The sequence below is a fragment of the Pedobacter sp. 01T416_2 genome, from assembly GCF_056398925.1.
The window spans coordinates 1-19,452 of the sequence record NZ_JBFTQI010000015.1 but is presented as its reverse complement, the minus strand read 5'-3'; the positions used below and the strand labels follow the sequence as shown (position 1 = coordinate 19,452).

Genomic DNA, 19,452 nt, shown 5'->3' with positions numbered 1-19,452 from the left:
GATCAAATGTGGTTCGTTGTAGTTTTGCATCAGGAAATAACAGGCGTCTGCCAGATCATCTGCAAATAAAAATTCGCGCATGGGCGATCCTGATCCCCAAACTACAATTTCTTTTTCGTTATTTGCTTTTGCCTCGTGTACCTTACGGATCAAAGCAGGTAAAACATGCGAATTTTGAGGGTGATAATTATCATTAAAGCCATACAAATTTGTTGGCATTACCGAGATAAAATTACAGCCATACTGATCGCGGTAGGCATCGCACATTTTGATCCCTGCAATTTTTGCAATGGCATAAGGCTCATTGGTGTGCTCTAAAGTTCCGGTTAAAAGGTAGTCTTCTTTTAAAGGCTGTGGGGCCATTTTTGGGTAAATACAGCTCGATCCCAAAAACATGAGTTTCTTAACGCCATTTACATAAGCATTGTGGATCACATTATTTTGTATGGCTAAATTCTCGTAGAGGAAATCGGCCCTGTATGTATTGTTGGCTACAATGCCACCTACCTTTGCTGCGGCAAGAAATACATAATCTGGTTTTTCTGCTGCAAAGAAATCGGTAACCGCCTGTTGGTTGCGTAAATCTAGCTCGCTCGAAGTTTTGGTTATAATATTCTCGTAACCCTCTTTTTGCAGTTTGCGGTAAATGGCCGAACCCACCATACCACGATGACCCGCAACATATATTTTAGCGTTTTTTTCCACGGTATTTTTTATAGGTTACAAAAATACGATTCCTAAATAAGAATGACATTAATCTTTCTGGCAAAAGAAACTTCGATTATTGATTTAATTGTATTTTTGCAGAAAAAAAACTTTTGGGTAAAGATAAACTTAGGCGTTTTGCAGAAATTGAAACATTTGCAAACGTATATCAATTAGAACAAGGAAAAACTTTAAAGGGAAACTGGGCTTCAGAACATTTTAAAAATACGAATCCCATTGTGCTCGAGCTGGCATGTGGAAAAGGCGAATATTCGGTAAACTTAGCCAGGTTATTTCCTGAAAAAAACTTTATAGGTATTGATTATAAAGGTAACCGCATTTGGAGAGGCGCAAAAACAGCTATTGAAGATGGAATTAACAACGTTGCTTTTTTAAGAATCCAGATTGAAAATTTATTGGAGTATTTCAACGAAGGAGAAATTGATGAGATCTGGATCACTTTCCCCGATCCGCAACCACAAGATAGCCGTGAGAAAAAACGTTTGACTTTCCCCGCATTCCTGAACCGTTATAAACTTGTTTTAAAACCAGGCGGCAATGTTAATTTGAAAACGGATAATGACCAATTGTATGCTTATACTTGCGAAAAGGTTGCAGAATTAGGATTGCCTGTACATAAAAATACCGATCATCTGTATACTTCAGAACTGGTTGATGAAGTATTGTCGATCAAAACCTATTACGAGAAAAAATACTTGTTACACGATAAAAATATTAATTATATTCAATTTTCTTTTGAATAATGGATACCAATTTTTACGAACAGGTTTATGAGATTGCCCGGTTAATTCCGAAAGGAAGGGTTACATCTTATGGGGCTATCGCGAAAAGTTTAGGTGCAGCAAAATCATCAAGAATGGTTGGACATGCCATGCTTTATGCCGGAACAGCCCATCCTGGTGTGCCTGCCCATAGGGTGGTAAACAGTAGTGGCTTGTTAACCGGAAAGTTTCATTTCAAGCCGCCCGAACTGATGGAGGAGTTGTTAAGGAAAGAAGGCGTTGAAGTGAAGGACGATAAGGTGGTGAACTTTAAAAAAGTATTCTGGAATCCGCTCGAAGAAATTACAGTATAACGGGTAAACTTCGTTTATAATCGGTAAGGGTAAAAATAATCAGAATCAATAAACCTAAACAGGCGTAGAAAATTTCGTCGGTTAAATTCCCTTTAAAAAGCGTAAAGGCTAAGATAACAAAGATAATACTAACAAAAAACTCAATAAGACCATGAAGTTTAAGGTTAATGATCTTAAAAATACCCCCGCTGAAATTAGTGGTTATCGTTAATAAAAAATGAATGATGCCCAATGTGTAAGCCAATGTTGAAGCGGTTTTAGAAAGACCAAAAATATCGGGCGAAGCCAATAAAAGCATTACCAATAGGTAATCTAAAACGGCATGAAATTTTGGAGATATCATTTTCATAATCAAATGTTTATATCCCTAACAAATAACAGTTAAAAAAGATTTTAAAATATGGGAAAGCTTGTAGAAGAATTTAATGGCTATCGTGAAAAAATGAACGATAGAATTATGGAGACGGYGAATACAAATATTAAACGATTTTTTGCGCTCGATACAACCTCCTATGCTGATGGAGCCTTAGATGTTAAAACGAAAGAGATGTTAGGCCTGGTAGCCTCGATGGTTTTGCGCTGTGATGATTGCATTAAATACCACCTCGGAAAATGTTTCGATGCAGGTGTAAATCATGATGAGATGAACGAAATTTTCATGATCGCCAATCTCGTGGGCGGTAGTATTGTAATTCCACATTACAGGAGAGCGGTGGAGTATTGGGATGAATTGAGTTTGGAGGCGGGAGTTTAACTCATTTTGTACAGAAGAATCGTCATGCTGAACTTGTTTCAGCATCTGCTTGAGAAAATTATCTCAAGATAAAGACCCTGAACTAAATTACCTACGGTGAGCTCGCTTAAGGCTCGGTTTACTGTGTAGCTTTCCGCTGCGCTACAGGTCAGGGTGACGAGCGTATTTTATTGATCGCCATTTTAACAGTTTGTAAAGAATATTTAATTTAAATTTTTCGAAAGGTGAAACTATGCAAGACTCAAAAATACGCTGTAGTTGGGCCGGAAACGATCCGCTCTATATCAAATATCACGATGAAGAATGGGGAAAGCCTGTTTATGATGATAAAATTTTATTCGAATTCCTGATTCTCGAAGGTGCGCAGGCTGGCTTAAGCTGGATTACTATTCTCAGAAGACGGGAAAACTACCGTAAAGCCTTCGCCGATTTTGATGTTAACAAAGTAGCCGCTTTTACCGAAAAAGATATAGAGCGCTTAATGAACGATGAAGGCATTATCCGTAATCGTTTAAAAGTTAACGGAGCCATTACCAACGCTAAACTGTTTATCGAAATCCAGAAAGAATTTGGCAGTTTTTCTAAATACATGTGGGCTTTTGTTCCAGGTGGCAAACCGATCCAAAATCAGATTGAAAAAATGAGTGATGTTCCGCCAAGAACTCAACTTTCCGATCAGATTAGTAAAGACATGAAGAAACGTGGTTTCAAATTTTTCGGCACCACCATCTGTTATGCACATATGCAGGCAACCGGCATGGTTAACGACCATTTGTTAAACTGCTGCGCAAGGTAATGTTTGCTTCAGCTACAATACACACGGATAGATTTTTATTGAGGCAATTTTGTTCTGACGATCTAGCATTTATTTTTGAAGGATTATCCCATCCTGATGTGATTCGCTATTATGGTGTGCGCTATGCAAGCCTAGAGGAAACCAATGAGCAATTGATCTGGTTCAATGACCTTCAAAAAAATGAAACAGGTATCTGGTGGGCAATCTGTGATAAAGAAAACCTTGGTCTCTTAGGTGCCATAGGATTTAATGATTTAAGTAAAACAGATCAAAGTGCTGAAATCGGTTTTTGGCTGTTGCCCAAACATTGGGGAAAAGGCATCATTAAAGAAGTAGCAAATCCCATTTGTAATTATGCCTTTGAGAAATTAGGCTTAATAAAAATCGAGGCTATGGTTGAAACTCAAAATGAAAACAGCAAAAAGGTACTCCAAAAACTTGATTTTGATTATCAGAAAACAATGGAGAACTGTGAAATTAAAAACGATAAGCTGATCAGTTTAGCCATTTATATAAAGCTAAAGCGCGATGATATGAGTTAAAAGATCTTGCAATCCTAAAATCTATTTTTAATCCTAGCTCTATTTCTTTGTGGCGTTATACTCCTTAACCCATTCTATTACATCTCTGCTATTAAAATCTGTCCCAGCTTCAACTTTAGCTTTTAAAGCAGGTTGGTCGCCCATTTTTTGCAATAAAATATTTTTAACTTCAGTTTTTTTAGTGTCTTCGGTTATTGCTTTCATAGGTACTTCCTGTAAAGGACCAGCACCTGGTTTTTCAATAAAGTAACGAACAATAGGCGCACCCGCTGGTCTCTCTGGTGCAGCATTACGGCCACTGCCGATGCTAATGCCTCCACCCATACCCATGCCACCATAACCACCGGTTCCTGTTCCAATACCAATTGATGGCCTGAATTTTACTTTTTTCTCTTTTACTGCAGGAACCAAGGTACCTCCGCCAAAAGAATAAAGATTAACCGTTCCCATTTCGATTACCTTAACAAAACGGTATTCGAAATTGCGCCCATTTGCAAAACCCTTGCTCACAAAGCTATCACCGTTCCAGAAGAAGTTCTTAACATCCTTAGCAGGCAAAATCACATCGGTTTCATCATTGGCGCTAATAAAAACCGAAAAATAATCGGTGCCCTTTATCGTTCCACGGATGACATCATCGTTGTTTTTAACAATAAAATCCTGAGCTGAAAGTTGATTTAGCGTAAGTAAGAAAAGAAAAACAGATAATAGAAATTTCATATGCTCAATTGCTTTTCACAAATAACGGAACTTAATTCCAAAACATACTAATTCAGATTAATTTTGATATTTCCTGTCGCTACATCAGGATGCTCTTTTTGAAAATTAATAAATGATTCTTTCATTTTATTTAAAGCATAAGCTTTTGTATTGACAATATTCTTGCCCAATGCATAAAACTTATTCAAAATATAAAGCTTAAACAAATAATTCTTTAGCTCTGGATCAGCTTGGGTATCAGTCATCACTTTACGCAGACTTTCCCGATCAATAAAATTAACCAGTCCGATATTACTGGCAATGTAGTTGGCAATCTTATTAATAGTTTCCTGTTCATTGCTAAAAGCATCTTTAGCAGCGTTAATATCCTCGATTGATTTTAGCTGTACGGCAATTTCTTTTGCCAAAACTTCTTTGTTAACAGCAATCAATCCCTTTGGAATATAAAATATAGAATCGGTTTTATAAGGATCAACAAAGAGAAATAGCGTATCTTTTGTAGTTGGATTTATCAAAGTATAACGATCTACAATACCTGTATTTGAATGTTGACTATTTCTTTTAGTAAAGTCGATTTTTGATCCATCAGGCCAGCGGTAAGAATTTTCGAGTTTGGCCATTCTTACTCTTAAATTATCCCGATCGGAAATGTTTTTAAAGGCACCACTGCCTATTGGCCGATCGATTGACGCGCCATAACCATCATTGGGTCCTTTTAGGTTTTCGAAAGTGATATAGGTAATCAAGGTATCGGATGGAAGCTGAGCCTTGGTTAAGCAGGCAGTCATGCAAAAAATTAAGGTAAAGAAAGTTTTCATAAAAGCGTTTTTTATAAATGATGCTTAAAGTAAGAGATTTCAATAAATAATTTATTTTTTTTTGTTGACAAAGCATTTTAGTGATATGACTAACTTTGGTTACTTTTATCATCCGATAAATCTGTTTGTCGGTATAACATTAATCGGTGTAATCACATGAATAAAAAACTCTTTCTCCTAGATGGTATGGCGCTGATGTACAGGGCRCATTTTGCATTAAGTAAAAACCCTCGTTTCACCTCAACAGGCATTAATACATCGGCAGTAATGGGCTTTACCAATACTTTGTTAGATGTTTTGAAGAAAGAAAAACCAACACACATTGCAGTTGTTTTCGATACCGAGGCGCCGACTGAAAGGCATACTTCTTTCGAAGCGTATAAAGCACACCGCCAGGCTATGCCGGAAGATCTGGCTGCGGCGATGCCTTATGTGATTAAATTAATTACGGGTTTTAATATTCCAGTGATTACCTCTGATGGTTACGAGGCTGATGATATTATTGGTACACTGGCCAAAAAAGCAGAGCAAAAAGGCTATCAGGTTTATTGTATGACGCCTGATAAAGATTTTGCACAATTGGTTTCTGAAAATATTTTTATTTACAAACCTGCTCGTATGGGTAACGATATGGAAATTTTGGGTGTAAAAGAAATATTAGCGAAATGGGAGATCGAAAATGTATTACAGGTAATCGATATTTTAGGATTATGGGGCGATGCGGTAGATAATATACCGGGCATTCCAGGCATAGGAGAGAAAACGGCAAAAGCATTGATCAAGCAATATGGCTCTATGGAGAACATTATTGCAAACTCCCATGAGCTAAAAGGTAAACAGCGTGAAAACGTAGAGAATTTTGCAGAACAAGGTTTAATCTCAAAAAAACTGGCTACTATTTTATTGGATGTTCCTGTTGAATTAGACGAAGCCAGTTTGGAACTCTGCGATCCGAGCCGCGATTTATTAGAACCGCTATTTACTGAATTAGAATTCAGGACTTTAGGTCGCAGGGTATTTGGCGATGAATTTTCGGTTACTACAGCACGCTTTCAGGAAGGTACGCAGACAGATTTATTCGGAAACCAAGCAGGCGAAGCCATTCAATATACCAATACGCTTGAAGAGGAACCAGCAGAAAAGCTTCCGGCTAAAACCATAGAAAATACTGAACACGATTATCAGCTGATTGATACTGCTGAGCAACGTGCAGATCTAATTAAATTATTGCTTGCCGAAAAACGGATCTCATTTGACACGGAAACTACGGGTACCGATGCAAACATGGCCGATTTAGTTGGTTTATCTTTCTCCATAAAACCACGCACAGGTTATTACATTCCGGTTCCGGCAGTGAGAGAAGAGGCTCAGGTTATTGTTGACGAATTTAGAGTCGTATTGGAAAATGAAGAAATTGAAAAAATTGGTCAGAATACCAAATACGATATTTTAGTGTTGAAATGGTATGGTGTTCAGGTGAAGGGTAAACTTTTTGATACCATGCTTGCGCACTATTTAATCGACCCTGATACCCGCCATGGTATGGATGTTTTATCAGAGAACTACCTTGGTTATTCACCGATCTCTATTACCAAATTGATTGGTGCAAAAGGCAAAAACCAAGGCACCATGCGTGATGTGCCTGTAATAGATGTGGTAGATTACGCGGCCGAAGATGCTGATGTGACATTACAATTAGCGCACATATTTGAACCAAAATTAAAACAACTAAATGCAGCCAAGCTAGCCGAAGAAATTGAGAATCCGTTGGTTTATGTTTTGGCAGATATAGAAAAAGAAGGTGTTCGTATTGATATCGAAACCTTAAAAGCTTATTCTAAAGAACTCGAAACTGAGATCATCAAGTTCGAACAGAATGTTTACGATAAAGCAGGAATTAAATTTAATCTTGCCTCGCCAAAGCAATTGGGAGAAGTTTTATTTGATAAACTTCAGTTAGATCCGAAAGCAAAAAAAACAAAAACCGGTCAGTACCAAACAGGAGAAGACGTTTTAATGGCCTTAGCAAGCAAAAGTGATATTGTACAGGATATTTTAGACTTCCGCCAGTTACAAAAACTCAAATCAACCTATGTTGATGCATTGCCTTTAATGGTTAACCCTAAAACAGGTAGAGTGCATACATCCTACAATCAGGCCGTTGCAGCAACGGGAAGATTAAGCTCCAATAACCCAAATTTACAGAATATTCCGATCCGTACCGAGCGTGGCAGGGAGGTGCGCAAAGCCTTTATTGCAAGGGATGAAAACCACATTTTGTTATCGGCCGATTATTCGCAGATAGAATTGCGCATTATTGCCGAAATCAGTAAGGAAGAGAATATGCTCGATGCTTTTAACAAAGGGATCGATATCCACACGGCAACAGCAGCTAAGGTGTATGGCGTAAGCATCGAAGAAGTAGATGGAACACAGCGCAGAAATGCCAAAGCCGTTAACTTCGGAATTATTTATGGTCAGTCTGCTTTTGGTTTATCGCAAAATTTAGGTATTCCACGTAAGGAAGCTGCCGAAATTATAGAACAATATTTTGCACAATACCCAGGGATTAAACGTTACATGAGCGATACCATGAACTTCGCACGCGAGAACGGATTTGTAGAAACCATAATGGGCAGAAGACGTTATTTAAGAGATATTAACTCTGCCAACCAAACCGTAAGGGGTTTTGCAGAACGAAATGCCATTAATGCACCCATTCAAGGTTCTGCAGCCGATATGATCAAGATTGCGATGATCAATATCCATAAAGAAATGAAAGCGCAGGGTATGCAGTCAACCATGACCATGCAGGTGCATGATGAGTTGGTGTTTGATGTGGTGAGATCGGAAAAGGAAGCGATGAAGGCAATTATTCAAGATAAAATGGCCAATGCCATTAAACTCACGGTACCCATTGTAGTAGAAATTGGTGAAGGAGATAATTGGCTGGCTGCACATTAAAATATGAAAGCAATCTTCTTATTTATGGTAAGTTACTTTATAGCACTCGGATGTATGGCGCAAAAAAGCGATACACTGGTTACCTATAATTTTGGAGGTAGCTCCACAAAAAAGGAAAGTGTAAGCGTATATAAAATTAACAAGAGAGATACGCTCGCATGGGTTAAAACTACCGCCGATAAAAACTTTGTTCTGCTTAAAAAAGAGACCTTTGCCGATGAGCAGCTAACGATACATAATGGAAACTATCAGGAGTTTTTGAATGGCAAACTCTTTATCCACGGACATTATGATAAGAATGCTAAAGTAGGAAAATGGATCATTTACGATTCTTTGGGCAACACGGCGCAAGAAATCCATTTCTTGAACAATAAGTTTGATGGTTTATATAAATCTTATTATGATAAAGAGCATATAAAAGATCAAGGTTGTTTTAGTCGGGGCCTAAAAACCGGGGAATGGAAATTCTTTTACCTCAACCAACAACTGGCAGCCAAAGAGCTTTATAATACAACAGGCGATTTAACAGACAGTGCGTATTTTGATCAAAACGATCGGCCAACGGTGAAGAAAAACATTTTAACCGAGCCAATTTTCAAGGGCGGTTATCCGAGGTTTTATAAATTCCTGGCTAAAAACCTTCGTTTTCCTGACCCCGATCTAACTGGCAGGGTAGTTTGTTCCGTAACGGTAAATACCGACGGCCGTTTATCAAACATCGAAATATTTTCCTCATCGCACGATAGCCTAAGTCAGGAAGCCATTAGGGTGCTCAAATTATCACCTCCATGGCTTCCAGGTACTTTGTTTGGTGAACCTATGGCTATGCAAACCAAAATTGCAATCAACTTTACAATTAACTGATGATTTCTTTTTTGATAACTGAACCATCCTAAACGGAGTTTATTTGGAAAGAAAAAGTAGATGTAAAATTAGTGCCCAGCAATGAACAACTATCGGAAGTTAGGGATATCGCTAACAAAAAAAGTTATAGCTTTATTCTCAAGAAAGTGAAAGTTTAATAATACCAAACCGTTTAATAAATTATTAAAAATTATTATCTTCATTAAAACTTCATATCAATTAATCAATTTTATATCAACAAATAACGAGTAAACAAAAATTAAGGATTATGAAACCTCTGAGTGAAAACGAAGAAGCTTTATGGTAATTAAAAAACAAATCTAAAAAACATGAAAAAATTATTGAGTTTAATCGCAATCGCAGCATTTGGTTTAACAACAGCATTTGCTCAGACACCAGCAACAGCTCCAGCAGCTAAAGCTAAAACAGTTGTTAAAAAAGAAGTAAAAACTACAACTGCACCAGTAAAAGCAGGTGTAAAACAAGAGGCTAAAAAAGTAGAAACTAAAACAACTACTACAGCTGCTAAAGTAAAAGCAGATGGCACGCCAGATATGCGTTTTAAAGAAAATAAAGCAAAGGCGGTAACTAAAGTTGCTGGTCCAACTAAAAAAGACGGAACAGCTGATATGCGTTACAAAGCAAATAAAGCTGCTGCTAAAAAGAATTAGGTTCAGGTTTATAATTTGAAGGGTCTCCAATGAAAATCGGAGGCCCTTTTTTTGTTTTAATGGTACCTGTTCGAAAGACACATTAGGTGCATTCAAAGAGATGTCGTCATCTCGACTGAAGCGCAGCGGAACGGAGAGATCTATCTAGACAGATTTAGCTTCGCTGAGCACTATGTGGTTCTCGACTACGTTGCACTCCGCTCGAAATGACGGTTTTCGTTGGTCGTGATTTGCAATCACAACCGTTCAAACGGTGGATTTGTAATCCGCACGAGACTATAAGTTTATCGTCTCACCAATTTCTGGCAACAATAGTGTTTTATTTTCGCGTTTAAATTTATCTAACGCAGCCTGAGTATCAATTTCGATTACCGGAAAGGTATTGTAGTGTACACCGATTACATGATCACAGTCGAAATATTTAGTCGCAACCAAAGCATCATCAACATCCATGGTATAATTTCCGCCGATAGGTAAAATGGCATAATCCAGGTTGTAAATATCAGCCAAAACTTTCATCTCGATGGTTAAACCTGTATCGCCTGCAAAGTAAATCTGTTTGCCATCCACTTCAAGTACAAAGCCTGCAGGATTACCTCCGTAACTTCCATCTGGCAAACCCGATGAGTGGGTTGCAGGCACCATGCGTACAGTTCCCCAATCAAACGTAAATTTGCCAAAATTCATTCCATGTACTTTTTCTACACCTTGTTTACTTGCCCAATCTACTACTTCTGGCATGGCAATAACTGTAGCTTGGGTTTGCTTGGCTAGTTCTACCAGATCGGCCACATGATCGCCATGGCCATGACTAACCAGGATATAATCGGCCTCAATGGCTTTAATATCTATATGTTTAGCTAATGGATTGTGCGATATAAACGGATCGAATAGTAGTTTTTTACCGGCTGCCTCTAACAGGAAGCAAGATTGGCCGTAATAGGTATATTTCATAATAATAGTATCAAGATTTGAGTCTCGAGTAGCAAGATCGATTCTTCTTAGGATAAACAGTTAAGTTAACTAATGGTTTTATTGCCCAAACATACCGCCTAAGCCTCCAAGCATATCTTGTGCTGATGCCTGCATTTCGGCGGCACTTACCTGTTCGGCGCTTGCCATAGCCTTATTAATAGCCGTTAACAAAAGTTCTTCTAATTCTTCCTTATCGGCATTTTTCAAAAACTCCTCATCAATGGAAATTCCGGTGATGGCCTTGTTTGCTGTAGCGGTGATTTTTATGGCACCATTTTCAACTTCGCCAAATACTGAGATCGTATCAAGGCGTTTTTTAATTTCCTCGGCTTTTTGTTGAGCCGCAAATAATTTATCGAACATAATCGTTTTGTTTTAGAATCAAACTAAATCCGGCCTAAAATCGTATTGGCTTCATCAAGAAAGCGCTCAATCTTTTTAGTGCCTGTAAAGCTTTTAAGGATTAAAGTGGTTGTTTTGTTTTTGGTAGGCAATAAAATCTCTGCCCTAACTTCGGTGCCCGAATAAATAAGATTGGTTGTTTTACGGATAATATGAAAACGGACCAGGTCATCAAATGGATATTCTTTTAATACGCGGCCGGCAAAAGTGGAACGGATAATTTTCCTCTGGCTTTTATCAAAACGGATGTTGGAGGTTGCTGCAAAAAGAAGCGCTAAGCCAATAACCGCCGGAAAATAGGTGAGTAATATTTTTTGAAAAAAACCTTCGTTTGTTAAAAAATCTGGGTTAAGCAATATCGCAACGGTAACTCCTATCAAAATCAATCCCATGATTAAGCTGCCTATCTTATTATCGCGCAATAGGTACACGCCACCCTCTTCTTTAAAAAACTGAAAGTCGTAAATAGTTTGTTTAGGAATTACCGGTGCATTTGCAAAAACAAGTTCATCGATTTTTGGAAGAACTTCCTGTTGAAATTGAATCAGATTCGGATTGGTAGCTTTGTTATAACCGCTGGAGACGATTATACCCTTGCCATGCCGGTTGCTTTTTTTAAACAGCCTATAATTATATCCACTACCCATGATTTCATAAGCCTGTACCGAAGCAATATCATCAAAGGGGATTGAACCTGTTGGCAAAAAACCGATCTTCTTATATAGAACCCTGCTGTTGCCATCAAAAATTACTTTTGTTTCAGCAATAAAAATCAGTAGTAACGGAATTAATAACAGGCAGCCATAATATCCAAGAGTGACACCAGCAGAATAGCCCTGTACCGATCTCGATAAAAAGAAAATAAAGGCCGCAATTAATACAAAAAATATAAGTCCAACTATCCTTAAATTTCTTTTCGGATAGATGATCAACATGCTTGACTCAATAATCCATTTAGTTTTTGCCATAAAAATTAATCTTCGTCAGAACCCGGCAAGCTTCCGTTGCCGTGGTAAGCCCCTTTACGGATAACCGGCATATTGAAATGTTTGTACAGCTCATCAAGATGCATCAAACTTCCATTAGTAAGGTTACCTAAAAATATGATTACAATATTTTTGTCTAAATCTCGCACATAAATATGACGGAAACCATGCCACCAACCCGTATGATAAACTACTTTGTCCATCTTCTCGCCATCGAATATTCTCCAGCCATAGCCATAGTTAAAATGGCCGTTTATAGGTTTATTGCGACCTACATACGCCGAATCGAGACTCTTTTTGGTCAGTAATCTTCCGTTTTTCAAGTATTTATCAAATAATACCAAATCGTGGACCGTGCTATAAATGCCTTTATCTCCAACAGGACCGTCTAGAAAATTCTGCGCAACAGAATATCTGAAACTATTGCGGTCGTGACCAACCACATCAACCGGAATTTTTTCATACTCAGTGGTGCTATATACATGCGTGTGCTTTAATCCAGCTGGTTTAAACACATGCTCCATCATGTACTGCGAGTAACGTTGTCCGGTAACCTTTTCTATAATGGCACCCAAAACCATAAAGTTCGAGTTGTTATAGTGAAAGCGGTTATCTGGTTTAGTGTATGGGTTTGGTTTCCGCTCAGCAATAACATTCATTACTTCCTGATTGGTTACGYCTTTTTTCATGTTTCGTTTTTCCTTACGCCAGATATCATCTATAAAGTACACATAGTTCATCATGCCGCTGCGGTGAGAAAGCAATAATTTCACCGTTATGCCCTCGTATGGGAAATTAGGATAGAATTTTTTTACATTATCGTTTAACGAAAGTTTTCCGGCTTCTACCAATTGCATAATGGCTGTACCGGTAAAGGTTTTGGTAATTGAAGCCAGCTCAAATTCTGAGTTGATGGTTAAGCTATCGCGATGCAGGTAATCGGCCCATCCAACGGCTTTTTCGTAAAGAATTTTTCCATCTTTGGCTACCAGCATATTTCCGTTGAAATTGAATTTCCGGTGTAGGTTATCTACAAAATCAGCAATCCATTTATCACCTTTTTGCGGATTATAAACCAATAGAAGGCTATCTGCTTTGTCGTCGTCTTTGGTGCGGATTTTTTTTTCAGCGGCCTTTTTCTCTTCAGATTTTTTGCTTGAACATGCGGTTAGTAAAGTTACAGAGAGGGCTAATGCTGAACATATATATCGAAAATTCATTTATATTAGGGATAGTGTATTTAAAACCCGAAAATTAAAGAATTTTAGACGGTTAAAACGAAAGAGTTTTACACATTTTCGCAATTTTGATTGTACCAGCATTCAAATAAGTGACCTTTACTTCCATAAACGGGGTCGCTGTCTGGATTTTTCACTTTGGCTATGGTTTCATCTGCTTCAGGCCGTTCTTCGGCTTTGCCATATTTAATATCGTAATCTGAGCCATTCGGGTATGCACCAACAACAGTGAAGTCGTCGGTTGAGTTCAGTTTTTTATGTGCCACACCCGCAGGGATAATAATTACATCGCCTTTATCCAGTTCTATACAAACACCATGTTCACCTCCAAACTGTACATCGGCCTTGCCACAAAATACACCCATTACTTCGTGCGTATTGCTGTGGTAGTGGTGGTAATCAAAAATACCATCAACCCAGGTATTGGTATAACCGTTCTGTGCGAAAACTTTCTTGATTACTTCTTCTGTATCATCAGGGTGCAACCTAAATGTACCTTTGTAAATCATTAACGGTAAAGTAGGATTGTTCGGGAAATTGCCATTCTCCTCTATTTTATGTGCAACTAAATAAGCTTCTTGTATCAATTTTTCTTTGTCCATGATTTGCGGGTGTTTTAATAGTTAACAAAGTAATGGGCAAAGGGTTTAGAGATCGCGATTTTTTCTCCCGCAGATCCAAGGAGATTACCGCAGATTGTGGTTCTTTTATCTATCTGCGTCGGTTGCGATATCTGCGGGAAAATTTGCATTTGGGTTTTCTCCCACAGATTTAAGAAGATCGACGCAGAGTCGCTTTCTTTTTCTTAGAATTTTGATAATTACAGAGATTATAATATTTTTAGTTAATCATCCTGATTTAAGAATAGCCATTAAATTTTTATACTATGGATGAGAATGATATCTCCTACCAGATTAGGGGTGCAATATTTACAGTTTACAATGCGTTAGGCCCTGGTTTGTTAGAATCTGTTTACGAAACGGTACTGGCTTATGTTTTAACCGAAAACGGCTTAGATGTTAAGCAACAGGTAAAATTACCAGTTGTCTTTGAAGGTATAACTCTTGATGCCGGCTATCGGATAGATTTATTAATAAACGATCTGGTCATTATCGAAGTAAAATCAGTAGAAACACTTGCGCCTGTTCACCATAAGCAGGTACTTACTTACCTGAAACTTTCTGGCTTACGACTTGGAATGCTTGTTAATTTTAATTCTTCAAACATATCACAATCAATCTGGAGAAAAGTGAATGGCCTTTAATAAATGTTTTCTATAGATTTAAGAAGATTAATGCAGATTTCAACTATTTTTATCTGTGCACTTTGCGATATCTGCGGGAAACAATTTGCTATTTGGGTTTTGTCCCACAGATTTAAGAAGATTCGCGCAGATTAAAGTTGTTGATATTCAGTACCAGAGATAAGAGACTTCCCAGCTAACTTTTAAGCGGTAATCTTTTTCCATAGCTTAACTGGCGCCAGATCCATTCGATGGGGCCATAATTATACCTCGAAAGCCACCATTTGCTAAAGTAAACCTGCAGCGTGTAAATAATAATCGCCAATATTAAATAAAAGCCTATTGGCATTGATGTCCAGATACCAAGACCAAAGCCAGAAAAAATAAGCAGGCCGATCAGGTTTTGTACCATATAATTGGTCAGGGTCATTTTGCCCATAACTGCCAAATTACCCAAAAAGGTTTTGCATTTACCTGAAATATACAGCCAGCAAATGGCGCTGGAAATAAATAACATGGTGCTTAAAATTAGCCAATAACGTATGTTATAATAATCCTTAACGTTCCACTTTAATTTATCGATAATAGGAAAATAGGCAGAAAGCATTAGGGTAACACCCAATGAAATCCAAAACATTTTTTTTACCAGCTTTATTTTGGTTGGCAATGCATTAAAGAAATTGATCTTGTACAGGCTAAAACCCCATAAAAAACAACAGAACATTACAACATGTACGGTATATAAGTACGGCTTACTGATCATTTGGGCAACATAGGTGCCTTTTAGTCCGAAGTACAGTACATCTACCAGGTGATTGCTCCTGTAGAGGTAAAACAGTTTTGTGATATCCTCGCGGCCAGTGTCGTGCAGCGAGTTGACAAAAGCACTTAATGCCGGAATAATCAACAAGAGCACCAAGCTTACCGCAAAAGTGGTTTTGGCCGAGCTTCGATAGAAGAATAGCAGTAACAGCCCTAAAATGGCATAATCTTTTAGAATATCGCCAAAAAACAATGCACTGTTAATTAATGCGAGCACCAGCAGCCAGAACATGCGACCTGCAAAAAAAGTATAAGGATTCTGCCCCTTATTGCCTATGTTGTTCATTAGAACAGCAAAACCGTAGCCAAAAAGCAAACTCAACATTGTCCACGATTTGGCTGCAAAAACTGTCTTTGAGAAATACATCAAGCCGTCGGTTAAACCATCTGGCTTGAAGAGAACAGAGTCTTTATCCAGTACAAAAAAATCATAATAATTCATCAAAACAACACCTAAAAGCGCCCAGCCTCTAAGTATATCAATAATCATCGTGCGCTGATTGAGTTGGATAGGTTGGCTTGATAGGGTATTCATACAGTAGAAATTAATTATCTTGCTTAAAGGCACGATAGAATATTTTATTAGAATTTAATGGTGCTTATTATAAAGAATGATGATGATGATGACAAAAAGGGGGATACACTACTGGTATCCCCTCAATTTTACTTCTGGCTTTCTGCCCATGTATCCATCTTCGCTTCAAAAACAGATAAGGGGAACGATCCATCTTTTAAAACCGCAGTATGAAAAGCTGCCAGTTTAAATTTCGGGCCTAATTCTTTTTCATATTTAGTTCTCAACTCCCTTATTTTCATTGCACCTGTTTTATAGCCTAAAGCTTGTGCAGGTATGCCCATGTAACGTTCAATTTCTGCTGTTGCACCTTCAGTGCTGATGGCTTCATTGTCTGTCATGTATTTTATGGCTTCTTCTCTGCTCATGTTTTTGGTATGGATGGCCACATCAACCACTAAACGGATTGCCCTATGCATTTCATCGCCCAAAGCGCCCATATGCTGGTAAGGATCTTGGTATAGGCCTAGTTCTTTACCTAATGATTCACAATATAATGCCCAACCCTCTACATAAGCATTATGTCCGCCAAAACGGCGGAAATTAGGAAGTGATTTATTTTCTTGCGTTAAAGAAATCTGATAATGGTGACCTGGAATTGCCTCGTGAAGAAAAAGAGATTCCATGCCCGAAGTGGTGTTAAATGTTTTAGCGTCTAAAATTGGCACATAAAAAATCCCTGGGCGAGACCCGTCAGCTGAACCTGGATTATACTCTGCACTGGCCGATGCTGCTCTGAAAGCTTCCGTTTGGCGGATTTCGAAAGGTGTTTTAGGTTCAACATCAAACATCTTTTTCAGATTGGGTTTCATGCGCTGGTGGATGTTTTCAAAAGCGGCTAAAACTTCTTTTGGTGTTTTATAAGGCATGAATTTTTTGTCTGTTTTCATATATTCGAAAAAAGCCTTCAAATCGCCCTTAAATCCAACTAAGTTTTTGATGCTATCCATTTGGCCTTTAATCCTGGCAACTTCTTTTAAGCCAGTTTGATAGATCTCCTCGGGCGTTTTATTGGTGGTAGTTTGTTGTTTAACCAGATAAGTGTACCAGGCCAAACCACCTGGCATGGCAGAATAGCCTGAAGTAGTTCTTGTTTTTGGTAGATATTCGTTCTGCAGGTAATCGCCCAGTTTTTTATAGGTAGGGATAATTACTTTAGTGATCGAATTGCGGTAAGCTTCTGTTAATTTTTGTTTATCTGCCGCAGAAAAACTTGCAGGCATTAATTTGATCGGCCCATAAAATAAACTTTCTTCGGGTGTAGCTACAACCATGCTCTGCATTTGAGGAATCATTTTAATCACCAATGCTTTCGGCAATACAATACCGGCGGCAGCACCTTTTTTAAAATTGCCAATGGCAGTATCGGCCCATATCGAAAATGCATCAATACGTTTTAACCAATCTTCATAATTTTTTACCGTTTTAAAAGGCTGAATACCCGTGCCAGCACCGAACTGACCAATGGTTAAAGGCAAAGCAAACATCTGGTTAAACGGTAGGTATTCGAAGTGATATTTAAGCCCTTCGATATTGATCTCCAACTGATCTTTTAAATAATCGAAAGATAATTTGTCGTTTGCACTTAGGCTTTCTCTATCGTATTTGCCCAGGCTATCTAAATAACGCTCGTTATAGCTTTTAAATTCTTTTATATAGGCTTGCGACCCATCGTTGGCTAAAAGGTCGTTATAACGCTCGTCGCCGATATAGGTGGCGTTAATGGGGTTCAGTTTTAATCCTTCCTGGTAGTATTGTTCGCACAATGCTGCAAAAGCTTTGTTTTCGGTGGTATTGTCTGAACTGCTTTTTTGTTTACAGGCGGTAAAAGCCGTAATACAGGCAGCAAAAAGAAATATCTTTTTCATTTATTTTGGGTTAAGGTTCTAATCAAAAATAGCAAATTATTAGCCATTTACGAGCGGCTCTCCTTAACGCAAAAAAGCCATCCCTTTTTAAGGATGGCTTTAGTATATGATCAGTATTAACTGAAAACTGTGAATTGCTAGCTGATTAAGCTAATAACCTGATTGGCTCTTCTAATAAACCTTTTAATGTTTGTAAGAACTGTGCTCCGGTTGCACCATCAACCACACGGTGATCGCAACCTAAAGTCAATTTCATTACGTTACCAGGAACAACAGCGCCGTTTTTAACAACAGGAACCTGTTGTATAGCACCTACTGATAAAATTGCACCATCAGGAGAGTTGATGATTGAAGTAAACTCATCAATCCCAAACATACCTAAGTTAGATACGGTGAAAGTAGAACCTTCCCAATCTGCTGGTTGTAATTTTTTAGCTTTTGCTTTACCGCCAAAATCTTTTACTTCTGCAGAGATGTGTGATAAAGATTTGCCATCAGCAAAACGCACTACTGGTACCAATAAACCATCTTCAACAGCCATAGCTACACCAATGTTGGTATGTTCGTTAAATCTGATTTTATCGCCACCCCATGATGAGTTAACAGCAGGGTGTTTTTTCAATGCAACAGCAACCGCTTTAATTACGATATCATTGAAAGAAACCTTAACAGGAGCAACAGCGTTGATTGCCGTACGTGCAGCCATTGCATTGTCCATATCAATGCTGATGGTTAAGTAGAAGTGTGGAGCAGTAAATAAACTTTCTGCTAAACGTTTTGCAATTACTTTTCGCATCTGCGAAACCGGAGCTTCAGTAAATTTAACTTCACCAACAAATTGAGGAATAACTGGTGCTGGTGCAGCAGCTTTCTCTGCAGCCGGAGCTGATGCAGATTCTGATTTTGCTGGCGCTGCACTTGGTTTAAAGTTTTCGATATCTTTTTTAATGATACGTCCACCTTCTGCACTACCTGCAACCTGTGCTAAATCGATCCCTTTATCTTTAGCAATTTTCTTAGCTAAAGGAGATGCTTTAACGCGGCTATCGGCGTTGTCTGCAGTTGTACCACATGATGAGGTTCTTGGTGTTTCAATTTCTGCAACATTTGCAGATTTTTCTTCTTTAGGTGCTTCAGCACTTTCGGCTTTTGGAGCCGGAGCTGAGCCGCCCGCTAAAATTCCACTCACATCAGTTCCTTCAGGACCAACGATAGCGATAATTCCGTTCACTTTTGCAGCAGCGCCTTTCTCTACACCAATGTGTAATAAAGTTCCGGTTGCATAGCCCATTACTTCCATAGTTGCCTTATCGGTTTCTACATCAGCAAGAACATCATCATCTTTTACTTTATCGCCAACTTTTTTATGCCATTCAGCAATAACACCTTCAGTCATGGTATCGCTTAATAAAGG

Annotated in this window: 21 protein-coding genes; 9 read left to right on the top strand and 12 right to left on the bottom strand. The window is 38.3% G+C overall.

The genetic code is table 11. From position 1 onward, the window contains the following. Nucleotides 1-705 (bottom strand): GDP-L-fucose synthase family protein (locus tag AC1DPQ_RS01485; RefSeq protein ID WP_477607640.1); only part of this gene is annotated, 705 nt, incomplete at its 3' end. Between the two features lie 113 nt (nucleotides 706-818). Between AC1DPQ_RS01485 and trmB the strand changes: the two genes are divergently transcribed. Then, a complete protein-coding gene (gene trmB, locus AC1DPQ_RS01480) occupies nucleotides 819-1,469 on the top strand; it encodes a tRNA (guanosine(46)-N7)-methyltransferase TrmB (RefSeq protein ID WP_477579041.1) in 651 nt (216 codons plus the stop codon). Beyond that, complete coding sequence (locus tag AC1DPQ_RS01475; protein WP_477579042.1) at nucleotides 1,469-1,801, top strand: MGMT family protein; 333 nt, start codon at nucleotides 1,469-1,471, stop codon at nucleotides 1,799-1,801. The genes trmB and AC1DPQ_RS01475 overlap by 1 nt, the downstream gene beginning before the upstream one ends. On the opposite strand, the gene AC1DPQ_RS01470 is transcribed toward AC1DPQ_RS01475, so the two are convergent. After that, nucleotides 1,791-2,150 (bottom strand): hypothetical protein, encoded by a 360-nt coding sequence (locus AC1DPQ_RS01470; RefSeq protein ID WP_477579044.1) that lies wholly within the window; start codon nucleotides 2,148-2,150, stop codon nucleotides 1,791-1,793. The genes AC1DPQ_RS01475 and AC1DPQ_RS01470 overlap by 11 nt on opposite strands. Before the next feature lie 51 nt (nucleotides 2,151-2,201). Between AC1DPQ_RS01470 and AC1DPQ_RS01465 the strand changes: the two genes are divergently transcribed. The 3 genes from AC1DPQ_RS01465 to AC1DPQ_RS01455 all read left to right on the top strand — a co-directional run bounded on the left by AC1DPQ_RS01465 (nucleotide 2,202) and on the right by AC1DPQ_RS01455 (nucleotide 3,893). Then, nucleotides 2,202-2,555, top strand: a complete 354-nt coding sequence (locus tag AC1DPQ_RS01465) for a carboxymuconolactone decarboxylase family protein (RefSeq protein ID WP_477607638.1) — start codon at nucleotides 2,202-2,204, stop codon at nucleotides 2,553-2,555. 232 nt (nucleotides 2,556-2,787) lie between these two features. Further along, a complete protein-coding gene (locus AC1DPQ_RS01460; RefSeq protein ID WP_477579048.1) occupies nucleotides 2,788-3,351 on the top strand; it encodes a DNA-3-methyladenine glycosylase I in 564 nt (187 codons plus the stop codon). Continuing rightward, nucleotides 3,351-3,893 carry a GNAT family N-acetyltransferase gene (locus tag AC1DPQ_RS01455; protein ID WP_477607636.1) on the top strand — a complete coding sequence of 181 codons (543 nt, stop codon included), beginning with the start codon at nucleotides 3,351-3,353 and terminating at the stop codon, nucleotides 3,891-3,893. The genes AC1DPQ_RS01460 and AC1DPQ_RS01455 overlap by 1 nt, the downstream gene beginning before the upstream one ends. A gap of 39 nt (nucleotides 3,894-3,932) precedes the next feature. Here AC1DPQ_RS01455 and AC1DPQ_RS01450 read toward each other — a convergent pair whose 3' ends face one another. Further along, nucleotides 3,933-4,613 carry a hypothetical protein gene (locus AC1DPQ_RS01450; RefSeq protein WP_477607634.1) on the bottom strand — a complete coding sequence of 227 codons (681 nt, stop codon included), beginning with the start codon at nucleotides 4,611-4,613 and terminating at the stop codon, nucleotides 3,933-3,935. 47 nt (nucleotides 4,614-4,660) lie between these two features. After that, nucleotides 4,661-5,431 carry a hypothetical protein gene (locus AC1DPQ_RS01445; RefSeq protein ID WP_477607632.1) on the bottom strand — a complete coding sequence of 257 codons (771 nt, stop codon included), beginning with the start codon at nucleotides 5,429-5,431 and terminating at the stop codon, nucleotides 4,661-4,663. Nucleotides 5,432-5,587: 156 nt separating this feature from the next. Here AC1DPQ_RS01445 and polA point away from each other — a divergent pair, with 156 nt between their 5' ends. The 3 genes from polA to AC1DPQ_RS01430 all read left to right on the top strand — a co-directional run bounded on the left by polA (nucleotide 5,588) and on the right by AC1DPQ_RS01430 (nucleotide 9,930). Continuing rightward, nucleotides 5,588-8,395, top strand: a complete 2,808-nt coding sequence (gene polA / locus AC1DPQ_RS01440) for a DNA polymerase I (RefSeq protein ID WP_477607630.1) — start codon at nucleotides 5,588-5,590, stop codon at nucleotides 8,393-8,395. 3 nt (nucleotides 8,396-8,398) lie between these two features. Next, complete coding sequence (locus AC1DPQ_RS01435; RefSeq protein ID WP_477607628.1) at nucleotides 8,399-9,259, top strand: energy transducer TonB; 861 nt, start codon at nucleotides 8,399-8,401, stop codon at nucleotides 9,257-9,259. A gap of 329 nt (nucleotides 9,260-9,588) precedes the next feature. Continuing rightward, a complete protein-coding gene (locus AC1DPQ_RS01430) occupies nucleotides 9,589-9,930 on the top strand; it encodes a hypothetical protein (protein WP_029274964.1) in 342 nt (113 codons plus the stop codon). Between the two features lie 276 nt (nucleotides 9,931-10,206). Here the strand turns inward: AC1DPQ_RS01430 and AC1DPQ_RS01425 are convergent, their stop codons facing one another. From AC1DPQ_RS01425 to AC1DPQ_RS01405, 5 genes are all read right to left on the bottom strand, one after another. Further along, on the bottom strand, nucleotides 10,207-10,884 hold the full coding sequence (locus AC1DPQ_RS01425; protein WP_477578856.1) for a metal-dependent hydrolase: 678 nt from the start codon (nucleotides 10,882-10,884) through the stop codon (nucleotides 10,207-10,209). Nucleotides 10,885-10,962: 78 nt separating this feature from the next. Beyond that, nucleotides 10,963-11,268, bottom strand: a complete 306-nt coding sequence (locus AC1DPQ_RS01420; protein WP_057930731.1) for a YbaB/EbfC family nucleoid-associated protein — start codon at nucleotides 11,266-11,268, stop codon at nucleotides 10,963-10,965. Between the two features lie 23 nt (nucleotides 11,269-11,291). Beyond that, the gene (locus AC1DPQ_RS01415) at nucleotides 11,292-12,275 is read right to left on the bottom strand and encodes a hypothetical protein (RefSeq protein ID WP_477578854.1); all 984 of its coding nucleotides are present in this window, start codon (nucleotides 12,273-12,275) and stop codon (nucleotides 11,292-11,294) included. A 5-nt stretch (nucleotides 12,276-12,280) separates the two neighbouring features. Then, complete coding sequence (locus tag AC1DPQ_RS01410) at nucleotides 12,281-13,513, bottom strand: serine hydrolase domain-containing protein (protein WP_477607626.1); 1,233 nt, start codon at nucleotides 13,511-13,513, stop codon at nucleotides 12,281-12,283. A gap of 68 nt (nucleotides 13,514-13,581) precedes the next feature. After that, a complete protein-coding gene (locus AC1DPQ_RS01405; RefSeq protein WP_477578852.1) occupies nucleotides 13,582-14,133 on the bottom strand; it encodes a cupin domain-containing protein in 552 nt (183 codons plus the stop codon). Between the two features lie 284 nt (nucleotides 14,134-14,417). Here AC1DPQ_RS01405 and AC1DPQ_RS01400 point away from each other — a divergent pair, with 284 nt between their 5' ends. Beyond that, complete coding sequence (locus AC1DPQ_RS01400) at nucleotides 14,418-14,795, top strand: GxxExxY protein (RefSeq protein WP_477607624.1); 378 nt, start codon at nucleotides 14,418-14,420, stop codon at nucleotides 14,793-14,795. Nucleotides 14,796-14,970: 175 nt separating this feature from the next. Here the strand turns inward: AC1DPQ_RS01400 and AC1DPQ_RS01395 are convergent, their stop codons facing one another. The 3 genes from AC1DPQ_RS01395 to AC1DPQ_RS01385 all read right to left on the bottom strand — a co-directional run. Beyond that, entirely contained in the window at nucleotides 14,971-16,131 is a 1,161-nt protein-coding gene (locus AC1DPQ_RS01395; protein WP_477578848.1) for a DUF418 domain-containing protein, read from the bottom strand. 128 nt (nucleotides 16,132-16,259) lie between these two features. Continuing rightward, the gene (locus AC1DPQ_RS01390) at nucleotides 16,260-18,038 is read right to left on the bottom strand and encodes a DUF885 domain-containing protein (RefSeq protein ID WP_477578846.1); all 1,779 of its coding nucleotides are present in this window, start codon (nucleotides 18,036-18,038) and stop codon (nucleotides 16,260-16,262) included. Nucleotides 18,039-18,183: 145 nt separating this feature from the next. Next, nucleotides 18,184-19,452 (bottom strand): dihydrolipoamide acetyltransferase family protein (locus tag AC1DPQ_RS01385; RefSeq protein WP_477607622.1); only part of this gene is annotated, 1,269 nt, incomplete at its 5' end.